This window comes from Streptococcus cristatus, assembly GCF_001578775.1.
Taxonomy (GTDB): domain Bacteria; phylum Bacillota; class Bacilli; order Lactobacillales; family Streptococcaceae; genus Streptococcus; species Streptococcus cristatus_A.
Window position 1 is genome coordinate 1 of sequence record NZ_KQ969084.1, and the last position, 468, is coordinate 468.

1 pseudogene is annotated in these 468 nt (G+C 41.7%); it reads right to left on the reverse strand.

What is annotated here, in order from left to right:
• Positions 1-433 (reverse strand): annotated as a pseudogene (locus SCRDD08_RS10720) (hypothetical protein); the annotation flags it as partial.
• Positions 434-468: the final 35 nt, after the last annotated feature.

Consider the following 468-nt stretch of genomic DNA (forward strand, 5'->3'; position numbering starts at 1 on the left):
GAGTATACTTCTCTTCTGTCTCGTAACCATAAGTAAGTCCAGTATAATCGCTATAAGTTGTCTTAGACTTATAGCTCATCTGTTGAGTCTTATATTGCTTATTATTACCATTGACTTCATTCAATGTTTCAAATGTGTCGTCTAAGCCTTTGGTAAACTTACTGTCAATCGTCTCCATGATGTCCGAGTGGATTTTCTGGGCATAGGTCTGCATATCCACACTACGATCCGATGCCTTCTGAAAGGCTGAATAAGGCTTATCTGCACCCAGACTGGCTTCTCCAACTGGAAAATACAAATGAGAGACACCTTCTGCCTGCACAACCTTTGTGACGGCTTCAATCGCCTCAAGCATTTCCTTCATTTCATGATTAAACACGGCTGGAGGGACCGGGCGTTCAAAGTGTGGTTTATATGAATAGTATTCTGTCACTTGCCTTTACCTCCTTTAGACAAAGCTTTATCCGA